The 18,266-nt window shown below is 70.6% G+C and carries 18 protein-coding genes and 1 pseudogene; 11 read left to right on the top strand and 8 right to left on the bottom strand.

What is annotated here, in order from left to right; all coding sequences use genetic code 11:
* Nucleotides 1-14: 14 nt before the first annotated feature.
* Nucleotides 15-590 (bottom strand): SDR family NAD(P)-dependent oxidoreductase, encoded by a 576-nt coding sequence (locus ACH4XV_RS30465; protein ID WP_395795360.1) that lies wholly within the window; start codon nt 588-590, stop codon nt 15-17.
* A 272-nt stretch (nt 591-862) separates the two neighbouring features.
* On the opposite strand from ACH4XV_RS30465, the gene ACH4XV_RS30460 reads away from it, so the two are divergent.
* Nucleotides 863-1,267 (top strand): nuclear transport factor 2 family protein, encoded by a 405-nt coding sequence (locus ACH4XV_RS30460; RefSeq protein ID WP_395795358.1) that lies wholly within the window; start codon nt 863-865, stop codon nt 1,265-1,267.
* Between the two features lie 155 nt (nt 1,268-1,422).
* Here the strand turns inward: ACH4XV_RS30460 and ACH4XV_RS30455 are convergent, their stop codons facing one another.
* A complete protein-coding gene (locus ACH4XV_RS30455) occupies nt 1,423-1,629 on the bottom strand; it encodes a DUF6229 family protein (RefSeq protein WP_395795356.1) in 207 nt (68 codons plus the stop codon).
* Between the two features lie 871 nt (nt 1,630-2,500).
* Here ACH4XV_RS30455 and ACH4XV_RS30450 point away from each other — a divergent pair.
* The 5 genes and pseudogenes from ACH4XV_RS30450 to ACH4XV_RS30430 all read left to right on the top strand — a co-directional run.
* Nucleotides 2,501-3,058: a hypothetical protein gene (locus ACH4XV_RS30450; RefSeq protein WP_395795354.1), complete on the top strand. Its 558-nt coding sequence runs from the start codon at nt 2,501-2,503 to the stop codon at nt 3,056-3,058.
* A 920-nt stretch (nt 3,059-3,978) separates the two neighbouring features.
* On the top strand, nt 3,979-4,968 hold the full coding sequence (locus ACH4XV_RS30445) for a phospholipase (RefSeq protein WP_395795352.1): 990 nt from the start codon (nt 3,979-3,981) through the stop codon (nt 4,966-4,968).
* Nucleotides 4,969-5,295: 327 nt separating this feature from the next.
* A complete protein-coding gene (locus tag ACH4XV_RS30440) occupies nt 5,296-5,538 on the top strand; it encodes a hypothetical protein (RefSeq protein WP_395795350.1) in 243 nt (80 codons plus the stop codon).
* A 502-nt stretch (nt 5,539-6,040) separates the two neighbouring features.
* On the top strand, nt 6,041-6,505 hold the full coding sequence (locus ACH4XV_RS30435; protein ID WP_395795348.1) for a DUF4132 domain-containing protein: 465 nt from the start codon (nt 6,041-6,043) through the stop codon (nt 6,503-6,505).
* Nucleotides 6,396-6,695, top strand: a pseudogene (locus tag ACH4XV_RS30430) (DUF4132 domain-containing protein); the annotation flags it as partial. The gene ACH4XV_RS30435 and the pseudogene ACH4XV_RS30430, both read left to right, overlap by 110 nt.
* A 237-nt stretch (nt 6,696-6,932) precedes the next feature.
* Here the strand turns inward: ACH4XV_RS30430 and ACH4XV_RS30425 are convergent.
* The 3 genes from ACH4XV_RS30425 to ACH4XV_RS30415 all read right to left on the bottom strand — a co-directional run bounded on the left by ACH4XV_RS30425 (nt 6,933) and on the right by ACH4XV_RS30415 (nt 10,223).
* Nucleotides 6,933-7,937, bottom strand: coding sequence for a YdcF family protein (locus ACH4XV_RS30425; RefSeq protein WP_395795346.1), 1,005 nt, complete (start codon nt 7,935-7,937; stop codon nt 6,933-6,935).
* 559 nt (nt 7,938-8,496) lie between these two features.
* Nucleotides 8,497-9,297, bottom strand: a complete 801-nt coding sequence (locus ACH4XV_RS30420) for a hypothetical protein (protein WP_395795344.1) — start codon at nt 9,295-9,297, stop codon at nt 8,497-8,499.
* Nucleotides 9,298-9,584: 287 nt separating this feature from the next.
* Nucleotides 9,585-10,223, bottom strand: coding sequence for an ATP-binding protein (locus tag ACH4XV_RS30415; protein WP_395795342.1), 639 nt, complete (start codon nt 10,221-10,223; stop codon nt 9,585-9,587).
* A gap of 437 nt (nt 10,224-10,660) precedes the next feature.
* Between ACH4XV_RS30415 and ACH4XV_RS30410 the strand changes: the two genes are divergently transcribed.
* The 4 genes from ACH4XV_RS30410 to ACH4XV_RS30395 all read left to right on the top strand — a co-directional run bounded on the left by ACH4XV_RS30410 (nt 10,661) and on the right by ACH4XV_RS30395 (nt 14,507).
* Nucleotides 10,661-11,530, top strand: coding sequence for an RNA polymerase sigma factor SigF (locus tag ACH4XV_RS30410; RefSeq protein WP_395795340.1), 870 nt, complete (start codon nt 10,661-10,663; stop codon nt 11,528-11,530).
* Between the two features lie 224 nt (nt 11,531-11,754).
* On the top strand, nt 11,755-12,534 hold the full coding sequence (locus ACH4XV_RS30405; RefSeq protein ID WP_395795338.1) for a hypothetical protein: 780 nt from the start codon (nt 11,755-11,757) through the stop codon (nt 12,532-12,534).
* A 378-nt stretch (nt 12,535-12,912) separates the two neighbouring features.
* A complete protein-coding gene (locus ACH4XV_RS30400) occupies nt 12,913-13,515 on the top strand; it encodes an RNA polymerase sigma factor (protein ID WP_395795336.1) in 603 nt (200 codons plus the stop codon).
* Nucleotides 13,512-14,507 carry a hypothetical protein gene (locus tag ACH4XV_RS30395; protein ID WP_395795334.1) on the top strand — a complete coding sequence of 332 codons (996 nt, stop codon included), beginning with the start codon at nt 13,512-13,514 and terminating at the stop codon, nt 14,505-14,507. Before ACH4XV_RS30400 ends, ACH4XV_RS30395 begins: the two co-directional genes overlap by 4 nt.
* 247 nt (nt 14,508-14,754) lie before the next feature.
* Here the strand turns inward: ACH4XV_RS30395 and ACH4XV_RS30390 are convergent, their stop codons facing one another.
* Complete coding sequence (locus ACH4XV_RS30390) at nt 14,755-15,765, bottom strand: aldo/keto reductase (RefSeq protein ID WP_395795332.1); 1,011 nt, start codon at nt 15,763-15,765, stop codon at nt 14,755-14,757.
* A gap of 163 nt (nt 15,766-15,928) precedes the next feature.
* Nucleotides 15,929-16,636 (bottom strand): helix-turn-helix transcriptional regulator, encoded by a 708-nt coding sequence (locus tag ACH4XV_RS30385; RefSeq protein WP_395795330.1) that lies wholly within the window; start codon nt 16,634-16,636, stop codon nt 15,929-15,931.
* 200 nt (nt 16,637-16,836) lie between these two features.
* On the opposite strand from ACH4XV_RS30385, the gene ACH4XV_RS30380 reads away from it, so the two are divergent.
* Nucleotides 16,837-17,094 carry a HAMP domain-containing protein gene (locus tag ACH4XV_RS30380; protein ID WP_395795624.1) on the top strand — a complete coding sequence of 86 codons (258 nt, stop codon included), beginning with the start codon at nt 16,837-16,839 and terminating at the stop codon, nt 17,092-17,094.
* 169 nt (nt 17,095-17,263) lie between these two features.
* Here ACH4XV_RS30380 and ACH4XV_RS30375 read toward each other — a convergent pair whose 3' ends face one another.
* Nucleotides 17,264-17,950, bottom strand: a complete 687-nt coding sequence (locus ACH4XV_RS30375) for a phosphopantetheine-binding protein (RefSeq protein ID WP_395795328.1) — start codon at nt 17,948-17,950, stop codon at nt 17,264-17,266.
* Nucleotides 17,951-18,266: the final 316 nt, after the last annotated feature.

Raw genomic sequence — 18,266 nt, 5'->3', positions numbered from 1 at the left:
CCACCGCGCCACTCCTACGCGGACGCCGCGGCGCGCGGGCCCACGGCCGGCATCGCGGTACCACCATCGGCGATGCCGCCGAGTGATCGAAATCCGTCCCGATCCACACCACCCCGCCTCCGGATCAGGGGGCGGACGAAGGCGGCGTCGACGGGCCCGGCATGATCGCGTTGATCCGGATGCCCCGGTCGCCGTAGCCCAGCGCCACGGCCTGCACCAGACCTTGAAGCGCGCTTGCTCGCCGAGTAGGCGGCCCCGGCGGGGCGGGCGGCCACGTCCACCGCCGAGGAGGACGTGACGACCACGACCCCGCCTCCGCGGGCGATCAGGTGCGGAAACTCGTACTTCGTCGCCAGGAACCCGCCGCGCGCATTGGTCGCCAGTACGTCGTCGAACGTCTCGATCGCGAGCTCGTGCAGCCGCGCGGTGCGCCCGATCCCCGCTTTGTCGAAGGCGATGTCCAGACCCCGTATCGAGGAGCCACCTGGTCGGCGAAGACACGCACATCCTCCGCCACGCGCACGTGGCCCGCTGGTGGAACGCTTCCCCGCCCGCCGGATCTCCCGCTCTACGCCGATGCCCGGTTCCACGCGGCGCCCACAGAGACCGACCCGCGCGTCGGCGGCGAAGGCCGGCGCGCCGGCCCGTCCGGGGCACGACCGTCGGCGGACCGCGCGAGCGGATGACGCTGCTCGGCGGCTATGACGAGCAAGACCGGCACGAACAACCGCGTACGCCTGGCCGTCCCCGGCGGTACGAAGCCGAATTCGGCGCGTTCGCTCGTTCGCGGCTCGATTCGGGCCCGGTTTCCACCCCACGTTGCTATCGCTCGTATGACGTCGTGGCGGTAGGGTCGCGACGCATGACCGCAGAATCACCGGCGCAGACCGTGCAACGCCTGTTTCCCCTGCTCGCCGAGGGGAGGAGCGCCGAGGCGGCGGCGTTGTTCGCCGATTCGGTGTCGTTTTCGATCCCGCACCCGCCGGGCATTCCGTGGGTACCGGTAGTCGACTCGGCAGACGGCATGCGGGTGTTCTTCGAGTTGCTCCAAACCCACGTACAGCCCAAGGAGTTCGACCTGCACCAGGTGATCGCGGAGGGCGACGACGTGATTCTCGTCGGGCACATGGTCTCCGAGGTCAAGAAGACCGGCCGGGACATCGATACCGCGTTCGCCCTGCACACCACGGTCCGGGACGGTCGGATCACCCGCTACCACCTCTACGAGGACACCTACGCCGTCGCCAGGGCCTACTTCGATTCCTGATAGCGACCGTTGCGCCTTCGCCCCCGTGTGAGCGGGTCGCGGACGCGAGCTGGTCCGGCACGCCGACGAGATCGCGGCCCACAAGTCGTTCAACCATGCGTTGTTCCAACACGAAGCGCGACGCGACGACGATCGTGTGCGGAGGTCCGTCCGGTTCAACAACACGTGTGGGTGCGGGAGACCGAGCACACCGTGCCGCAGGTCTGGGCGGCGACGTCGATCTCGGTCAGTCCGCGCTCGGTCGCCGAGCCTCCGGTGTAGCGGGAGCCGGCCGGGTTCGGCAGACCCCAGGGCGCTTCGGCACCCCTGCGCCAAGCGTCGATGATCTCGCGGGCGGGGATCTCGTTCGATGTCGTGCGCATGTCGACACCTCTCATCCGATCCGAAACACACTACGGAAACCACACCGTAACGCCATGGCACGGTGGAAAAAACCTCGGCCGAGCGGGAGTTGACGGCCACCGTCGTTTCGCCTCCCTGGCACGTTCCCAACGCGGCACGAAACACGGCGGTGTCGCGCATCGTGTGCGACGCCGCCGGCGCGGACCTGTGCCGGGAGTCGGGCGCGGTCACCGGTGGCCGTCACGCGCCGGACGCCGTGGGCGGTTCGGAGGACGGTGCCCGCACGCATCCGCCGGCTCCGGGCGGCATCCTCGTCCACTATGGCCTGCCGTCCGGCCGAGCGCTGCCCGCCGAACTTCGAACGCGGCGGACCGACGTGCGGATCGGGCCGTTCCGACACGTCGGCGGATCCACGCCGGCCCCGGCAGGAGCGCGCCCTCGCCTTCGAGGCGGTGTTCCCGCCGACCCTCTACGGCAACGCCGTGACCACCGTCGGGCGATCCATCCCCTCTCCCGGATGTGACACGCCCTGGAGTACGCAGCGATGCCGGGGTGGCCCGGTAAAATCCGCCCGAGGATGACGTCGGCCGAGCGGGGCACGGTCGTACCGCATCCGGACTCCGCAAGCGACGCGGCTTGCCCGATGCCGCGGACGTCGCTCGGCGACGCTGCGTGTGCCGTCCTCGCCGTGCTCGCCGTCCCGCGGCCGGAGGCCCGTACACCGCTTCAGCCTTTCGGGTGATCAGCCGTAACTCCCCTCCGGGTCCGCGTCGTTGCACGACTGCGGAGTCCGCCGCGAACCGACGATCCACGTGTCCATACCCGAGGACGGCAATGGTGGGGCCGGGCCCCTCCGCCGCCACGGTCACATCCCATCTGCGAGGTTGACCCATGAACCGCACACGACTTCTGGGCCTGGGGCTCCTCGGTCTCGCGGCCGTGCCGGCGTTCGTCGTGGCCGGCGTCGCGAGTTCGGCCGAATCCGCCGCGCGCGCACTGCCGGTGCCCGTGGTGCAGACCTGTACCGGGTTCCAGACAGAGACCTTCACCCCGGGGTTGAACTCGACGCTGCGTCAGGTCGAGGGGGAGGGCAGTGGCGAGTTGACGTCCTGCCTGCCGTTCGGTGGCGCGCTGCCCGCCTCGGGCCGCGTCACGTCCACCATGTCGGGGCTGATGAGCTGCGACGGGGGCACGCGCACGCGCACGACGACCATCACCTGGGACGACGGCGGCACCAGCACGCTCGAGGAATCCGGCGGCGTCGAAACCCCGGTCGGCGGAGGGCGGTCGGCGGTCTTCAGGGGCAAGGTCCGGTCCGGACGTTTCGCCGGCGACACGACTGTCACCACTCGGACGCTGTCACCGTTGCCCAAGCCACAGTGCGCGACCGAAGCGGGCCTCACCGAGGCCGGCGGCCCACTCGTGGTGGAACTCACCCACCTCTCCTGATCCGCCGGCACGCGCGACGGCCTCCGCCATGGCCGTCGCGGTGTTGGTCGCGGGATCCTCGACGTCGGCTGCGGGTACGCGCCCGACCCCGGTCGAGATGACCGCCTCGGCGACCGAACTGAGCGTCCCGGAGGCGGACGCCGTACGGCCGGGGACGACGACCTTCCGGGTGCGCAACGTCGATTCCGAGGAGCGCTGGATCGGGCGGGCACGGCTGCGGCCCGGATTCACGCCGGAGACGTTCGTGGACCGGATGCGGCGCGCCGTCCACGGCCCCGAGCATGGCGTTGGTCCTGCGGAGTGGCGACGACCCAGGCCACGACGGTGCCGATGGCGCGGTGGATCGCGCCGTCGTTCGGACCGAGCCGGGATCGGGCGAAGACCGCGGCGGCACACCGGTCGCCGTCCGGGTGGGTGACCACGCCTTCTGGCGCCCCTTCCTGTGCGCCGACGCCGACTTGCTCGTCGACCGACAGCTGCGGATGGTCGTGGGAGCGGGAACGGTGCCGGAGGAGAAATGCCTCATGGGGAGGGTGCTCCCGGGGGAGGTGTTCGAGCGTTGGCGCCCTCGGTGGGGAACGGGCGCGGCTGCGGGCGTGGCCGGCCGGAGCCATGGGCCGCGGCTCCCGTCGGGAACGGCACGGCGGCCGTACGTAATCCCGATGCAACCTGAAGCGTGACCGCGGCGTGACGTTTGTGGATGCTCGCGTCGAGAACCCGGCGCCGGCAGCCGACTCGTCAACTGCCCACGAGGTTGCGGTGATCACGATCGGGACCCCGATCGGCTCATCGAGCGAGCGTTGTTCGCCGCACCCCACGGCAGCCGATCCGGCGCGCCCCGCGCGCGACGCCGACGCCGACGTGAATGTCGACGACCAATGGTTGTGCGCTTCGGCAAGCCGATACGAAGGAGTGGTTTCTTGACCCCCCACCTGTGGCGTGTCACCCGCCCACGGACGTTACTGGCGCTGATGGCCGCCCTGTGTGCTCTCCTCGCCACCACCGCGCTCGGGACGACTCCGGCGGCAGCGGCCGATCAGCGTCAGGCGATCTATGACATCGCGCATCGCGTCGACACACTCGACGGCGTGGACGCCGCGATCAACCACGGTGCGAACGCCATCGAGATCGATGTATGCGCCTGGTGGAATCCGAACGAGTGGCGTGCCTGGCACGACTGTTCGTCGGCTGGCGAGAATCGGTTGGGCCCCGGTTTCGACTCGATGATCGACCGGATTCTGTCCAACGCCGATCGTGGGCGCCGGCTGGCGCTGGTGTGGCTGGACATCAAGGACCCGAACTACTGCGGGGAGGCGCCGAACCGCACGTGCAGCGTCGCCGGACTGCGGGACAAGGCGCAGCGCCTGACGGGAGCCGGGATCCAGGTGCTCTACGGCTTCTACGAGTACCACGGCGGCAACACCCCGGACGTCGGCGGCAGGGGCTGGAAGAGTCTGGAGGGCAGGCTCGGCCCGCTGGAGGGCATCACCACGACCGGGACCCGCGACCAGGTCCAAAACGCTTTCGCTCGATCCGGTTCCGGATTCCCGGCCGGCCGGCGGGCGATGGACTACGGAGACAGCGACATCTCCAATGGGTTTGGCAACTGCACCGAGGCCACCTGGAACACGTGCGCCGAATTGAAGAAGGGCGCGGCGGACCGCGCGGCCGGACGCCTCGCGGCCACCCTGTCCTGGACGACCACCTACAACGACCCTTGGTACGTCGACAAGCTCCTGGGTGACGCACGCGTGGACGGCATCATCGCGGGTTACGGGGCTTACACGGGGGTGCGCGACTACGACGACAACTGGCAGTGCGGCAACGCCGTGAAGATGGTTCGTGACTGGGTGAACGCACACAGCGGCACCCATCGCATGGCGAACAGCAGCGATCGCATGTTCAGGTAGCACCATGCGGTCCGGGGCCGGACGAATACCGTCGCGCGCCCCCGGACGGGCCGTCGGCCGCCATCCGGCCGACGGCCCTCCCGAGCGCCGATGGGTGGCGGGATCCACGTGCGGCACCGGTCCTGGCGGCCCCGGCGTCGCTCGAGGCACCCGCCGCACCGGACGCGTGCCGCCGCGCCGAATTCTCCCGATCGCGCGAACGACGAACACCCGTGCGGGACAAAGCGCTTGGCCGTCGGCCAATTTGCGTGATTCCTTGCCCCCGCTTTCCGCCCACATGAAGCATGAGTGCGCACGAGTGCCCGATCACGAGCGGAAGCGGTGGACATGTCGAGCCTGAAGCGACGTACGGCGGGCCTGGCCCTCACGGTGACGGCCGCCCTCGGAGCGGTTTCCGCGGCGGCGAGCCCGGCCCAGGCGGGCGGCGGCGTGTACGTCGCCACGTATCGCTATCTGTACCAGTGCCAGAACGAGGGGAACCTGTACATGCACTACATGGGGGCAACCTCGTACTCGTGTCCCGGCAACGGGGTGAACGGTTTCTCGCTGTACGTGTACTACGCGGCCTGACCGACTCCGAACCCGTCGCGAGCACCTGCCGCGAGGGTGATCCGCGGCACGTCCGTGCGACCGGCCACCCAGGCGGTGATCGCCGCGTCCGGTTGTTCAGGGCGAGGTCGCCCTCGCCGCACACCTTGGCCCCAGGAGACGTCGGGTCGGTCGTTGCCGACGCGACCCACATGAGCATGAGCAGACGCCTCGGGTTCCGGTGGCAGGCCGCGCCGACGCGGCGCGGATCGGTCTCGCGCCGGTCCCCGGCTGGGATTTCCTCAGGCGTTCCTCGAGGCGAGCGCCCAGCCCCCGAAGTCGCGATGGCGGGAACACCCGACGGCATTGCGAGCGGTGCCCATGGGCGGGTCGGGCGCCGGATGGAGCGTCCGATGCGGTGCGGGCGCGTGTCGGGGTGACGTCCTAGGGTGACGGCACTGCCGAGATACGCGCGGCATCGCGGCCGGCGACACCGACCCACGCGTCCAAGCCCGCCAAGAAGTGGGAGCGAACCGGTCGGGACGTGCCGGCCGAGGTCGGTGTGGACGCGGCCACTGCGGCCATCCTGCGGTGGTTGGCGCAGGTCGGGCGCCCGCGCACCCCCGGACACGGGCTCACCGAAGTGGGCCGACGCGTCGAGCGGTTCGGTGAGGCCACCGCGGAACTGATCGTGTCCGGCCGCACGGTGACCATCGCCTGGCGCAACGCCGCCGGACGGGTGGTCAAATCGCCGCCCGCCGACGTGCGCCGCGACCATGGTGTCGCACTCGGTGAACTGAAGGCGGACGCCAAGGACATCGCCAAGATGCTCGCCGCGCAATCCGGCCGCCTCGACCGCCTCTTCCTCGCCCGGCGCTCCTGTCGCTTCGACCGGTGGCGTGCACAGTTCCTGGATCACCCCCGTGGGAACCCTCGCGCGGCGCCTGCTGTGGACCGTCGACGGCCGCACATGTGGGTACGCCGACGGCGCGCTGCCTACGCTCGATGACACGGCCATCGAGCCCGCGGCCGGAGCCGCCGTCGGGTTGTGGCACCCGATCGATATTGCCCACGACGAAGTCTTCGCAGCTCGTGACCGGCTCGAACGCCACCTGATCGCCCAGCCGTTCCGCCAGGCCCACCGCGAGGTCTACCCGCTTACCGCTGCCGAGGAGCGCACCGCGACCTACTCCAACCGGTACGCCGCGCACGTCCTGCGGCAACACCCGTTCCACGCCCTGGCGGCCACCCGGGGCTGGACGAACAAACTGCGATTGTCGGTCGACGACGAATACCCGCCGGCCATACGGAGCCTGCCGGAGTGGGGCCTGCGCGACGACGGACGCGTGCTCCTCGTCGCGGACGAGGGCACGCTCGCACCGCCCGACGGCGGTACCGACGACGGGGCGACGTGTAGCCCGCCCTCCGGGCATCGGTCAGCGCCACAGCCACGCGGCGACTCCGGAGACCGCGATGAGCAGGCAGACACCGAGGTTGACGACCTTGTAGGTCAGGAATACCGCGACGAACTCGCGGATTGTCGCGCTGGGTTGGAAGTACTTCGCCGTCGGAGCGCCGACCACCTGGCCGCGGACTCCGGTACGTCGGGCGGTCAGTGCGGCACGGAAGACGTGGAAGTTGTTGGTGATGATCACGCACCGGTAGTCGGGATCGATCTTCGTCATGATCGTCTTGCTGAAGCGCAGGTTCTCCTCGGTGTTCCGCGAAAGGTCCTCGCGCACGATTCGCTCCGCGGGCACGCCTTTGGCGACGAGGTAGTCGGCCATCGCGTGCGACTCCGGCAGATCCTCGTCCGGGCCCTGGCCGCCCGACGTGATGAGCATGGGCCGGTTCCCACGCGCGACCTGGGCGTCGTAGATCCTTCGCGAGCGATCGAGTCGGGCGGCCAGCAGGGGCGGGACCGTCCTGCCGCCGATGAGGCCGGAGCCGAGTACGACCACGAAGGCCACCGACCGGCGCACCCGCAACCGCTCGTAGAGGAAGGCGTAGCCGAGGAAGCACAGCAGAAGGAAGGACACGTAGCCGACCACCAGCACCACGGTGCCGGCGATCACGATCAGGGTGCGCGAGCGGATGAACAGGGCGGTCACGAGCAGGACGATCACGCCGACGATGGTCAGCCCGGCGAGCAACGAGAGCAGGTTCGCGAGACGAACTCCCTCCTTTCGCACCATCGTCACACCGTTGGACACCAGCGCGCCGGCCAGGAGGAGCACGCCCAGGGCCGGTAGGAACAGGAGCAGGAGCGTCACCACGTCGGCGAAGCGCTCAGGCATACGATGAAGTTCGCCGAGCAGCCCGACGACGAGCGCGACCACGGACAGGCCGAGGAAGACGGCGTTGCCGAAGCGGCGCGGGTCGCGGACGACTCCGACGAGGCAGAACAGGAAGAACAGCGCGGCGAGAAGGTAGGCGAGCACCGCCGAAGCCTACGGACGAACGCGCCACGTTTGCGACGAGGTCGCGGTGTACAAGGCCGTGGACATGTTCGACCGCCGACGCCGACGCCGACGAGGAAGGAACCGGCCGAGGCCGCGTTGGAAGCCGGGCAGCGGACGCCGGACGTCTTCGAGCCGGAGCGTCACGGAGTCGGCCGCCGCCGATTCACGCCCGATACCCCGGGTCGGCAATCCGCGCGGCGGGAGCGGGCCGCCCGCGCCCCGGGCGCATGGACAGCCCGCACGCCGCTCGTGCGCCGAACTCGCGACTCGCGGGGCCCGGTACGGTCACGGCCGGTCGTTGGAGACGTTGTCTCCCCATCCGCATCGCGGCGGGCCGCCGGGCGTGGGGTGACGCGGGCGCTGTCGGCGGTCGGCCGCGACCGGCGTCAGCCGGCCCGGTCCGTGAACCCGACCGTCGACGGCATCGTGTCGCCGACGTGCGCGATCTCGCCCCCGCGCTCCGCGAGCACCGAACCCAGGGCCCCGCAGGCGGGTTCGTGTCGGGCCTCCCAGCGAGGTGTCCGACCGCACGCGGGGCTCAGTTCGCGGCGGGGGTCTCACCGGTCAGGGTGGGCAGGTTGACGGTGGTTTCCGGGCCGGGGGCGGTGACGGTCACCGGCTTGTTGTGTTCGCTCCAGTCGATCGTTCCGCCGTCGGTGGGGTTCTTGTTCTCCATGCGAACCGGAGCGGGATCGCCCTTCGCCGGAATGTACAGAAGGGTCTCGCCGTCCTGGGGATCAGTGTCGGCGAAAACGACCATCCGCTTGCCGTTCACGTCTGCTTCCGGTCGGCGCTGGACGGTGGGGCCCCAACCGCTCACGGTCGATTTGATGTCGCCCAGGTTCGCGATCGCGGTGATGTCCTTGAACCTGGGGTCGTCGGCCTTGAGCTTGACGTGCTTGTCCTGGAGCAGAGCGACCACGTTCGGGTCGCTCACCTTCGCGTCCTTGGTCCAGAAGTCCGCGCCGGCCCTGAGATACATGTCCGGCCCCAGTCGCATCACTTCGACGGTCCGACCCGAGGCGGTCAACGTTCCGGAGTAGTTTTTCGTGACGTTGTCCACGCGCAGGTCCAACCGGGTCTCCCCGTTCCGGCCGTGCACAGTGCCCAGGGTGTGCACCGTCTTGGTCGCGCTTGCGGACGCCTGGACCTTCGTGCGCAGCGTCGCGTCGTCCAGCTTGGAGTTGTCGTCCTCGGCCGAGCCCGAGTTCTTTCCGGGATCGGTGCTCGACGTGCCGGGTAGCGGTGCGGCGGTATCGCCCGCCGGGGCGGTCTTCTCGTCGTCCTTCGTGTCGCTGCCACAGCCGGCGAGCAGCAGCAGTCCCGCAACGGAAGCCACCGCGAGTCCACGGGTCCGGGCATTGGTATTCGTGCTCATTGCATCCCCCAGATCGATCGCATCTGATCGCAAGTAAGCCGTTGCTGCCCGCAGTTCGAGGATGTATGCCGACCGGTGAACCCGCTGCGGCGGGCAACTCGGCGGCGCTCGACGGTACTCAAGGGATGCCAGAGGCGCTCTTCGAGAGTCGAAGAGGTGGTGCGGTTCGGCAAGCTCACCAACCGGGGCGGAGCCACCGACCGCGTACGCTGCTTTCGGCCCCCGGCAGGCGTGTCCGCCGCGCGGGGTCAGACCGCAGTGAGGACGTCCAGCAGCATCAGGCGTGAACCCCCGCGCCGGATCCGCCGCATCGGCGCCGGCACCCACCCGCGCGCCGAGGAGTCGCCGCGCCGCCGTACCCATGCCCCCGATCGACGCGGCACTGCCGCTCGGCGGGCCACCGCCGGACCCGCCCGACGCATCGAGCCAAGCGCCGCCCGGATCATGGCGGCCCCGAGTCCGGCGCGCACCGGACGCGGATGCCGGCGCCCGTCGGGGTGGGGGGCGACCAAGTCGGCCCAGACGGTCTTGCCGCCCCGGTGTTTGCGAATGCCCCAGTCGGTGGTGATGGTGTCGAGGATGTGCAGGCCGAACCCACCCTGGTGTTCGGGGCCGGTGTCGCGTCGGGTCGGCGTCCGGGGATCGGTGTCGGTGACGGACAACCGCACCCCGCGCGCGGTCCGGCGCACGGTCAGGACCACTTCCCCGTCGGTGTGCAGCTGCGCGTTGGTCAACATCTCCGACAGGACGAGGACGGCTGTAGCCACACGATCCTCGTTCCAACCCCAGTCGGCGAGGGTGGCTCGTACGGCTCGACGGGCCTGGGCACACGCCCCGGTTCGTCGCGGCACGCGCCGGCGGAGGAGGGTTCGACGACGCCCGGGCATGACCTTTCTCACAGGGACGCGGGTCGATGGCGGATGGTGCCGCAGTGCGACCCCGGCCCACGGACACGGACACGGACGCGGAACGACTCGCCCACGTCCTTGTCCGGACGATCAACGAGCGCGGAGCCGGAGTAGGAATCCGCGGATCCATCCCAGAGCCGGTGACCTGCCCGTTCGTACACCATCGCCAACCTCTCCCCGAAATCGACACCGTCGTGCCCGCACACCTGCCCGGCCCCCGGCGCCTCAAGCGTCACCCGGTCGAGTGGTTCGGCACTCGGGCGCCGTGAATGCCGCATTTCGGATGTCGGCCCCCGTGGGGCGAGGGACGCGGCACTGCCGTCAGCGGAATCCGACCCCCTGAACGGGTGTACGTCCCGCAGTGTGGGGCACAATGCTCCGGCCCGCCGCCGGTCCGAAAGCAGGAGGACGCCGACATGAACCGCACCGCCGCGACCGCCTTCCTGGCCCCCGACGCAACCGCGACCCCCACCGAGGATGGCGCGTTCGCCGAACTGCCGATCGTCGACGACCCCGGCGCCGTCTCGGCAGCCGACGCGCGGGCGATGTCGAAGGTCCTTTTCGACCGGCTGCGCGTGTTGGAAGAGGGCACGCACGAGTACCAGTACGTGCGCAACACCCTGATCGAACTCAACATCCCCCTGGTGCGGTACGTCGCGGGGCGCTTCCGCTCGCGCCCGGAGACCGCGGAGGAGATGGTCCAGGTCGGCACGATCGGCCTGATCAAGGCCATAGACCGCTTCGACCCCTCCTACGACGTCGAGTTCCCCACCTTCGCCGTCCCCACCATCTCCGGCGAGATCAAGCGCTTCTTCCGCGACACCTCCTGGGCCGTGCACGTCCCACGACGCCTGCAGGAACTGCGCCTGGAACTGGCCAGGGCCCGCGACGCGTTCACCACCGAACACGACCGCGAACCCACCCCCGCCGAACTCGCCGACAGACTCGGCATCGGCGTCGAGGACGTCATCGAGGGCCTGACCGCCGCCGCGGGCTACACGGCCGCCTCCCTCGACGCCCCCGCCGGCGACGACGGCCCCGCCGAAGTCCACGCCTCGCGCGCCTCGTTCGTCGACCCCGGATACGACCTCGCCGAGAACCTGCACACCCTCAAGCCGCTGATCGCGGCACTCCCGCAACGCGACCGCGACATCCTGTCCATGCGCTTCGGCCAAGACCTGACACAGTCCCAGATCGGCGAACGCCTGGGCATCTCCCAGATGCACGTCTCCCGCCTCCTGTCCCGCACCCTGACCCGACTGCGCACCCAACTCCTCGCCGACTGAACCCCCGCGGAAGGCAGACCAGCGACAAGGCGGCCTACCGGAACAGGATCGCCCGGGACCGGCCACCGCCGCCGACGCCTGACGAGCGGGCGGCGAAAGAGCGCGCGGCCCGCGAGGAACAGGCCCGGGAAAGGGCGGAGCGTGTCCGGGAGTACGAACTGAGCGAGTGGGCGGGCCGGTTGCCGACAGAGCGGTTGCGGCGGGTGGGTGGAAACGTCCACGGCATGCGGATGCTCGACGTGCACCTGGTCCACGCCATCGCGCGCGTCGACGACGGGACGCAACGCGCGATCGCCCGCTGGGCGGCCCATCGCGCCTATGCCCTGGCGGGGTTCGCCGACGTCGACTGGATCGTCCCCGCGTTGGCGGCCCTCGACGCGGGCGCACCGCTGCCCGCGCCGTTCGACGACCCGGCCGAACCGTGGCGGCGCCTGTTCGAGGACCCGAACGTGCCACGCACCCTGATCACGCTCCCGGACGGCACCACCCACAACGCCCTCCAACAGGCGTTCGCCTTCCCGGCGTTGCTCGGCGCGGCCGAGCCGGACTCCCTGCGCGCCGCCCTCGACGCGCTGAGCGCAGCAGCGTACGCACACGGCACCGACCACCGCGCCTTCCTGGACGAGGTCCGCGACCCTGGCCCGCCCTCGGCGTCGTACCACCCGCACCGGCGGAACCACCCCCGCCGCCGCTCCCGTTCCCGCCCACCGCCGAAGACGCGCCCGCCGATACCGCGCCGGCCCGCTGGACTCCGCCCGCCGAAGCGCCACCCACCGCTTCGGCGCCCGACCCGAAAGCCCCGCCACCCCCACCCGGACACCGCCCACCGACCACCCCTCCCGGCGCGCCCCCCAAGGCACTGCGGCCGCCCCGCGGAAGCCTCGCGTCGCCGGTCCCGGCCCCAGGCCCCCGCCCCGCCCGCGCAGCCGGCTCGATGGACGGGGTTCGGATCGTCCTCGTCACAACGTCTTCGGGGCGGGCCGCAGCTGCCGAGCCGTCCATGAAGAACAGCCCGGCGGGCATCCCGAACAAGGACGTCGACACCACCACCGGCGGCGAGGAAGAGCGTCACGACATCGCTTGAACACAGGAGCGGATCTCTGTCGCTTCCGGCGCATCCTCGACGTCGACATTCACGCCGGAGGCGGGATCGATCGGCGACTGAGAGCTGCCGTCCTCGTCTCACCCCTGATCCCTGCGCGCGCGGACCACCGGCCCGGGGCCAGGCGACGCCGCCGGCTTCCGGGTCGAACGGGCCCCGCGATGGAGGACACGCCCGAGACCAGAAGCCATGCGCGCCCGGGCGTTGCCGGGTGCGGATCGAGTACCGACGGTTGTGCGATCCTCGGGAACCCGAGGCGGCCCGTCGGACAAGACAGGGTGTGACCATCACCGCGATATCCGACCGCGAGTTGTGGGAGAGGGCGTGCGCAGGTGATCCCGAGGCGTTCGGGGTCATCTTCGACCGACACTCCCGTGCGATCTTCAACTACCTGTCCCGCCGTACCGCTTCGTGGGTCGAGGCCGAGGATCTGACGTCTGTCGTCTTCCTGCAGGCATGGCGTCACCGAAGCGCCGTCACCCTGGACCGGGACAGCGCGCTGCCGTGGCTGCTGGGCATCGCCCGCAACACCGCCGCCACTGGCGGGCGGGCTCGTCGTCGCTATCAGGCGCTCAAGGAGCGCCTTCCCACGCCGTCACCGGTCCCCGACCATGCCCAGGACGTCGCCGATCGCGTCGACGAGGAACGCGTCCTCGTCGCGTTGCGCGGATCCGTCGCCCGCCTGCCCGCGCACGAACGCGAGGTGATCGAACTGTGTGTGTGGAGCGGACTGGACCATCAAGCCGCCGCCACCGCACTGGGCGTGGCCGTGGGCACCATCAAGTCGCGTCTGCATCGCGCGCGCCGCCGACTCGGCGACGACCTGCGTGAACACGCACCGTCCTCCCGCAACACCCACGCCATCGCCGAGGAGACATCGTGAAGTCCTCGAACACGATCCCGGCCGAGCGGGAGCTGCCGCACAGCGCAGCCCGCCGCGCCGAACTGCTCGCCCTCCTCCCCCTCACCGACCCCCAGCCATCGCAACTGCCCACAATCGGAGGGCGAATTCAGGGTCGGCTGATACCGCCGCGCCGGGTACTGCTGCCACTGGCCGCCGCGGCGACGGTCGCGGGCCTGGTCACCGGCGTCCTGCTCGGGATCTCCGGCGACGACCGGGCCACCCGGGTCCCGGGACCGGCCGGCTCGCCGTCGGCAGTGCCCTCTACGACAGACCCCGCGCCCTCCGTCGTGGGTCGCCGGCTGCCGCTCGGGCAGGTGCCGGTACCCGCCGAGATCGCGGTGTCGGACGCCGATGCCGCCCGATTCGTCGCCGCGTGTGCCCTCTCCCGACCCACCCCCACCGCCGCGAGCGAATACCGCCCGTACTTCACGGTGCGCGGCCCGCAGGCCGGCGAGCCCGGGCACATCTACGCCGTCGCGGTCGACCCGGCCGGACGCCATGCGTTGCAGTGTTCGGGTTCGACTTCGCCCGTGGCTCAGTGGGCCCAGTCGGATTTCGAACTGCTGACCGGGACCATCGAGGTGGACAACAGCGGCGGTACCAAGTCCGGTGCCGGCTGGACCGATTACGCCGCAGGACGCTACAACGCCCCCGTGGCGCGGATCACCATGGACCGGGGCAGCGGCGAGCGCGCGGCGATCATGTCGGGCGGTGTCTGGTATGCGGCGGAGACCGTCGGGTACACGCACGAGGCCGCCGATGCGTTCCCGGCCGGGCGAACTCCCCGGATCCGCGGCTACGACGCGGCGGGCAAGCTGGTGTGGGACTCCGACCGCGACATCCCGAAACCGGGGTCGGCGGAATGTGTCCGCACCCCCGACGGCCGGGTCCTCAACTACAAGGGGCGCGCCGAACCCGACCCGGCCACATGCCGCCCGGCACTGCCCTGGACCGCCGGCGACCGATCTTGACCGCCCTGGCGCCCGCGTCGAGCACATCGAACTCGCCGGGCCGGTACGGCGCCGTCCCGACAACATCATGAACGCGCTCGCCTCCGTGCCGGTCGCCGTCACCCTCGCCCGCTGACCCGCTCGCCGCCCGGTGGCACCGCGTCGCCGTCCCTCACTTCCGGCAGAGGCTTTGCGGCTTTCCGGGCGTCGAGCCACCGGGCAGGCCGTCCTGGCGATCAGGCACTGTTGTCGATCGTTGCGGAGGGGTTCAGTGTGCTGCGTCCAGTTTGGCGCGCTGCTCCCCGGTCAGCTCCAGGTCCACGGCCGCCAGACTCTCCTCCAGTTGCGCCACCGAGGACGCGCCGACCAGGGGGATGACCGGTATCTCGCCGCCGATGAGCCAGGACAGCACCACCTGGTTCGGGGTTGCGCCGGTTTCGTCGGCCACCTGGTGCAGCGCCGCGAGGCGGGCGGGCGTGCCCGCGTGGTCGAAGCCGGCGTCCAGGGGTTTGTCCCGGCGTACGTAGCCCCCGCCCAGCAGCGGGGAGTAGGCCACCAGCGCGAGGCCGGGCTCGGCCCGCACATAGCTGAGCAGGTCGCCGGAGACCGTGCCGATCTCCCCGTCCGGGGAGCGCCTGCCGGGCAGGTCCGCCCGTCGCCGCAGGTAGCTGTGGTGGTACTGGAGAACCTCGTAGCCGGGCAGGCCGGCGGCGGCGGCCAGGTTCCTGGCCCGCTCCACGCTCCACGCCCAGTGGTTGCTCGCGCCCAGCAGGCCGACCGTGCCGTCGGCGACCAGTGCGCCGAACGCCTCGACGATCTCCTGCCACGGCGCGTCCGGGAACCCGATGTGCGCATACAACAGGTCCAGCCTCTCCACGCCGAGGCGCTCGCGACTGGCGGCCGAGGCCTCGCGGATCACCTTGGCGTTCACCCCCTCGACGCCGTCCGAGGGGACCAGCCTGCTCGTGGAGCCGGTCGGCTCGGTGGTGGCGGTCGGCCGGCCGCCGAGCTTGGTGGCGATGGTGATCTCCTCGCCGACGCCGCGGCTGCGCCGCCAGCGGCCGAGCAGCGCCTCGCTTTCCCCGCCTCGACTGCCGGTGTTCCAGTACGCGTAGTTGTTCGCGGTGTCGATGAACGTGCCGCCCGCCTCGACATACCGATCGAGAATCGCGAACGACGTCTGCTCGTCGATGGTCGTGCCGAACAACATCGCGCCGAGACTGAGCACGCTCACCTCACGCCGCGTCGCCGGGTCGGCGCCGATGGTGCGGTATTTCACGGGAGTTCCCTCTCATTCGGCCTGGCCGGTGGCTGCGTGGACGGCACTTCCGCAACACGCTCCCGATCCAAGGCCGAAGAACGCAGCGGCGGCTGTCATGTTGATGATCATCACGGAGTCGTGCCGCGGCGGCGTAGAAGATTCTTGTGCGCATTCAGCGCGTTCACTCATCCGGGCCGGCCGCTCTCAGCATCGCCCGGACCGCGCTGGGCACCTGTCCCGTGTGCTGTCTGAACACGCGGGTCAGGTGGGCCTGGTCGGCGAAGCCGTAGCCGGCGGCCAGCGTGCGCAGTGAGGAGTGTCCCTCGGCGAGGTCTTCGACCACGGCGCGGACCCGTAGCTGGTTGCGGTAGTGGTTGAGGGTCTGCCCGGTGACCCGATGGAAGACCCTGCTGAGGTGGAAGGGGGAGCAGCCCACCTGGCGGCCGAGTTCCTCCAGGCTCACCGTCAATGGCCCATCGATCAGCACCGTCCGCGTCTGTTCGACCAGCCTGCGGTGCGCTTGGACAGTGGCGGCACGCCGCCCGGTCCGTGCCGGAGCGTGCGGGGCGGGGGCTGTGGCGAGCAGGTGATGCACCCGCTCGGCGGCCTCGAAGCGGTCGATCCCGGCCCGGCAGGCGGAGACCAGTCGCCGGTGGGCCAGGTCGAGCGCGGCGGTAACCGGTACGACGGGATTCCGGGCCGGTGGCAGGGGGAGGTCACCGTAGACGTCCCGGCCGAGATCGAGCATCGTGCTGATGTCGCGGGTGTGGGCCGGGTGGGCGAAGGCCACCTCATCGCCCTGGCGGAGCACAAATCCCGTGACCGGGTCGGCGAACTCCTCACGGCCGTTGACCCGCGCCAAGAACCCGCCGGAGCGGACCAACAGCATCCGCGTGACCCCGGCCTCGGGCTCGGAAACCAAAATCGGCGGACGAAACGACCGCCGATCGTCACAACAGGTGATCTCGACAATGTCCAGGGACGAACCCCCCGCCAGAGGACGTCCGATCCCCGCCCCGTCACCCAGAGTCTCCCGACACATCGCGGCCACCCGCCCCAGACCCTCGATCCCCTCGGCGCCACCCACGGATCCACACAGCAAGGGCCCACACAGCCGTATTCCCCCGCAACACCCTCGCCCGCCGACTCGCGACGCCGCCGGCCCGGCTGGTTGCCGGGCGCGTGCTCCGGCCGTTGCGGCGCATGACCGATACCGCCCGCCGCATCGCCGAGGCCCCGGCGGCGGACCGCAACCTGCACGAAAGCATCGCCCTGAACGGGCCCGAGGACGAACTCGAGTGGCTCGCCGACACATTCGACCTGATGCTCGAACGCCTCGACCATTGATGGACAACGCCCCGGACGATATTGCCGGGACGGCCGAGTTCCCGGGCGACCTCCGTTCAATCCGCAAGAGTTGTGGCGACGGCGTGGAGATGGGCTTCTCGGGTGTGCATCCGTGAATTCCCGGTGGTGCTCGTTCATCGACCGAGCCGGGCGTTTCGGGAACTGGGATTCACTCCGACGTTTCGATGCGGGCAGGATCGGCTCGGTTCGGAACGGGCAGGTGGGCGGACCTCGCCATGAGCGTGTCGTGCCCCTTTCCGGGGGCGTATACGGCGTCGGCGGGGATTTCCGGAGGGTTTGCGTGCGGGATCGCGTCGGGGTCGTGTCGTGACGCCTCGAGTCGTTGTTCGACCAGGGTGATGAACCGGCCGGCGTTCGAGTTGTTGTAGAAGTCGCGGGTCGAGACGCGAGGGAGTCGCCGTTCGCGCATCGAGGTGAGCACCTGGACCACGAGCAGGGAGTTGCCGCCCATTTCGAAGAAGTTGTCCTCCCTGGTCACCCGGGTCCTCAGACAGCGGCTCCAGATGTCCAGGACCGCCGCGGCGAGCCCGTCGGGCTCGGCCGTAGGCAGCGGATCGGAGGCGACCGGGTCCGGCCGGTGGTCGAGGGTGCCGACGGTGGGCGCGGGGAGTCGGGCCAGGTCCGGCTTTCCGTTGTCGGTGAGTGGGATGGAGGGGATCTCGGTCAGGGTGGTGGGCGTCATGTAGTCGGGGAGGATGCGTTTGGCGCGATCGAGGACCCGGCGGGTGTCGGAGCCTGTCGTGAGGACGACGTAGGCGCCCGCGAAGCACCCGCCGCGATCCCCGGCAAAGGCGACTGCTTCGCCGCCGACGACCCAACCCGGCGCACCGCCCACCCGACTCGACGCTGTCCACACCGTGGCCCGCACCCGCGTCCGCACCGGCTGGATCTACGCCGTGTTCACCCTTCGACTCCCGGGCGCCCACCGTCGATGCAGCGTCCCTCAACATCGTGGCCACCACCCGATTCGTCGCCCCGGCACGCGAGTCCGTCCCTCCTCCGGCATCGCCCCGTGACCCGGCGACGTGCACGACCTCGTCCCCGACCCGCAGCAATGGCCGGGGGCGGGCACACGACCGCCTGCCACACCCGCGACACCGGACTGCTCCTCATCACCGACATCCCCCTGAACCAGGAGATACCGGACCGGG

It is taken from the genome of Embleya sp. NPDC020630, assembly GCF_044334985.1.
Classification (GTDB): domain Bacteria; phylum Actinomycetota; class Actinomycetes; order Streptomycetales; family Streptomycetaceae; genus Embleya.
This window is presented reverse-complemented; position numbering and strand designations above follow the sequence as displayed.

What these genes read in the sequence shown, in the direction of transcription:
- ACH4XV_RS30455 (WP_395795356.1), bottom strand. Translation starts at nt 1,629, where the DNA reads ATGCGCACGACATCGAACGAGATCCCCGCCCGCGAGATCATCGACGCT.
- ACH4XV_RS30460 (WP_395795358.1), top strand. Translation starts at nt 863, where the DNA reads ATGACCGCAGAATCACCGGCGCAGACCGTGCAACGCCTGTTTCCCCTG.
- ACH4XV_RS30440 (WP_395795350.1), top strand. Translation starts at nt 5,296, where the DNA reads ATGTCGAGCCTGAAGCGACGTACGGCGGGCCTGGCCCTCACGGTGACG.
- ACH4XV_RS30410 (WP_395795340.1), top strand. Translation starts at nt 10,661, where the DNA reads ATGAACCGCACCGCCGCGACCGCCTTCCTGGCCCCCGACGCAACCGCG.
- ACH4XV_RS30385 (WP_395795330.1), bottom strand. Translation starts at nt 16,636, where the DNA reads ATGCTGTTGGTCCGCTCCGGCGGGTTCTTGGCGCGGGTCAACGGCCGT.
- ACH4XV_RS30415 (WP_395795342.1), bottom strand. Translation starts at nt 10,223, where the DNA reads ATGCCCGGGCGTCGTCGAACCCTCCTCCGCCGGCGCGTGCCGCGACGA.
- ACH4XV_RS30405 (WP_395795338.1), top strand. Translation starts at nt 11,755, where the DNA reads ATGCGGATGCTCGACGTGCACCTGGTCCACGCCATCGCGCGCGTCGAC.
- ACH4XV_RS30450 (WP_395795354.1), top strand. Translation starts at nt 2,501, where the DNA reads ATGAACCGCACACGACTTCTGGGCCTGGGGCTCCTCGGTCTCGCGGCC.